The sequence below is a fragment of the Candidatus Darwinibacter acetoxidans genome, assembly GCF_041936445.1.
Classification (GTDB): Bacteria; Bacillota; Limnochordia; order Darwinibacteriales; family Darwinibacteriaceae; genus DTU010.
The window spans coordinates 1-2,091 of record NZ_JBHGXH010000097.1 but is presented as its reverse complement, the minus strand read 5'-3'; the positions used below and the strand labels follow the sequence as shown (position 1 = coordinate 2,091).

General features: G+C 55.0%; 3 protein-coding genes and 1 pseudogene. All 4 read right to left on the bottom strand.

The genetic code is table 11. The features are described 5' to 3' along the window. Positions 1 to 138 (bottom strand): DNA cytosine methyltransferase (locus ACE4YL_RS03255; RefSeq protein ID WP_461369201.1); only part of this gene is annotated, 138 nt, incomplete at its 3' end. Continuing rightward, entirely contained in the window at positions 135 to 833 is a 699-nt protein-coding gene (locus tag ACE4YL_RS03250; protein WP_461369200.1) for a glucosaminidase domain-containing protein, read from the bottom strand. The genes ACE4YL_RS03250 and ACE4YL_RS03255, both read right to left, overlap by 4 nt. Continuing rightward, positions 830 to 1,633 carry an ATP-binding protein gene (locus ACE4YL_RS03245; protein ID WP_461369199.1) on the bottom strand — a complete coding sequence of 268 codons (804 nt, stop codon included), beginning with the start codon at positions 1,631 to 1,633 and terminating at the stop codon, positions 830 to 832. The genes ACE4YL_RS03250 and ACE4YL_RS03245 overlap by 4 nt, the downstream gene beginning before the upstream one ends. Further along, a pseudogene (locus tag ACE4YL_RS03240) lies at positions 1,563 to 2,091 on the bottom strand (hypothetical protein); the annotation flags it as partial. The pseudogene ACE4YL_RS03240 and the gene ACE4YL_RS03245, both read right to left, overlap by 71 nt.

The following is a 2,091-nucleotide window of genomic DNA, read 5'->3' as shown; positions in this document are numbered from 1 at the left end:
CGGCACATCAGGCCAGTGATACTCCAGGACACGGTTGCGATAATCGTCTATTTCCACTTGCCCGACAGTCTTAAAGCCTGCCATCTCAGCGGCAAGATCAAGGCCGCCGATGCCGGTGAATAAGGATAGGTGGGTCATTGCCCCGCCTCCGCAATAATCTTCATGCACCTTCCCGCCTTTGCCGCCCAGCGAGGATCACTCGCATACCACCCGCCAATTTCCTCCAGGCTTCCGGGCCTGTCCCGTAGCAACTCCGCTAAAAACATCACGCACTCCTCCCGGTTCTCGAAGCGTATGGCACTCCCCGGTGAGTGATCGTAAGCCCCCAGCCCGGCCAGGTTGTTTTTCTCTTTGGCGATCCTGGATCTTCCCCAGCCGGATTCGTGCGCGGCGATGGCGGCAAGCACCAAGGCGTTGATCCCGGTTTCGGCCTCGGCCTGGACCAGTGCTTCGCCAATGCCAGCCAGCGGGGTGCCTTTAAAGGCCCGCTCGAATCTTGCAGGGCTGAAGCCGGATGGAGAAAGAAGCGGCATGGTTGTCACCGTGTATTGACGCCCGCCGCGGGAGGGTAGGGTTCCGCTCACTATCTGCTCTGTCCGCTGCAAGTTGAGCAACATTTCCTCTAGCTCCACCAGGCGCTCGTCCATGATCCGGATCTGCTCCTGGGCCTGGCGGGCCTTTTTGATCAACCGCTCGTTTTCCTCTTCAATCTGCCGGATCTCTTCAAGCCGCTCCTGGCGCACGAGGGCAAAATATCTGCCGGTGCCGAGGGCCAGGACAATGAGCATCAGTAGGATGCTGATGAGTAAAAACTGCCAGCGTCTAAGTTTCATCGTTTACCTCCTGCGATCATTTTCCGGTAACTTTCCCCGGTGTTCTCCACAATCTCACACATCTCCAAAACTCTATCCATCGCGCGGTCGCCGATCTTCTTTTCGAGCTCGTCGAGGGTGCTATTAGTGGTGATGATCAGCGGCTTACAAAAGGAATACCGCTCGTCGATGATCGTGTAGAGTGTCGGCTCGGTCCATTCGGTCCACTTTTCGGCGCCGGCGTCATCCAAAACCAGCAAGTCGGCCTGGGTAAGCCCCCTCATAATTTCCGCCTCCCTCACAGGGCTGTTATCGCGATATGTTGCGCGAATCCGGGAGAGCAAGCGCGGCACACGCTCGAAGATGGCGGTATAGCCCTGCGCCAGGGCTTCGCGTACCACAGCAGCGGCCAGGTGAGACTTGCCGTTTCCCGGCGGGCCGAAAAGTAGGAAGCCGCGCCCGCCGGTGATATTCTCCTTAAGGTTTGCGGCATAGTCGGCGGCAACCTTAAGCGCGGCATCTGTGCCGGGTAGGTTCTTCCAGTTGTCAAAGGCGCATCTGCCATATCGCGGGCCCAGGCCGGAGTTGTCAAATAAGCGGTCAAGGTGATCCTGGCGTTCGCGGGCAAGGCGGGCGCTTTCCTCTTTCGCCTCCCGCTTAATCTCGCACTCACAGCGGGGGGTAAAGCTATAAACCGCTCCCCCGATGGCGACGGTGACGGGCTTTATCTCGCCGCCGCACTTTTCGCATTTAAGACTTGACGAAGCGGCGGTATTTTCCAGCGGGATCGCTCCCGGCAGGATGTCCTTTAACTGCTCCACTTTTAGCGCTCCTTTCTTTTAGACATTTCCCCCACTCCAGATATTTTTTAAAGGCTGTGTTTATCTGGCTGCGGGGGTTAGACTTTCCATTAAGAGGCTTGTCCAACTTGTAAGCCGCCCACTGCTCGATAGCGGCGATAAGGTCAAGTTGGGGGTAGCGCTCGGCCAGGGTCTGATAGAGTTTAAGATCGCGTTTACGGTCAAGGGGGTAATTTTCAATCGTGGCGAGGGTGTCCAGAAAGTTGTTTTCATCTGCGGTCAGGACATATATAAGATCCTTCTTATCATTCTTATTATTCTTGTATGTGTCCGTTTGTTGTCCGTTTGTTGTCCGTTTGTTGTCAAGGTTGCTGTCAAGATTACTGTTAAAGTTATCACCGTCAGACTGGTATAAGCCCCAATTTATAAGGGTTATCAGTGAATATTTGTTGTTAGATTTGATGTCAATAGTGCTGTCA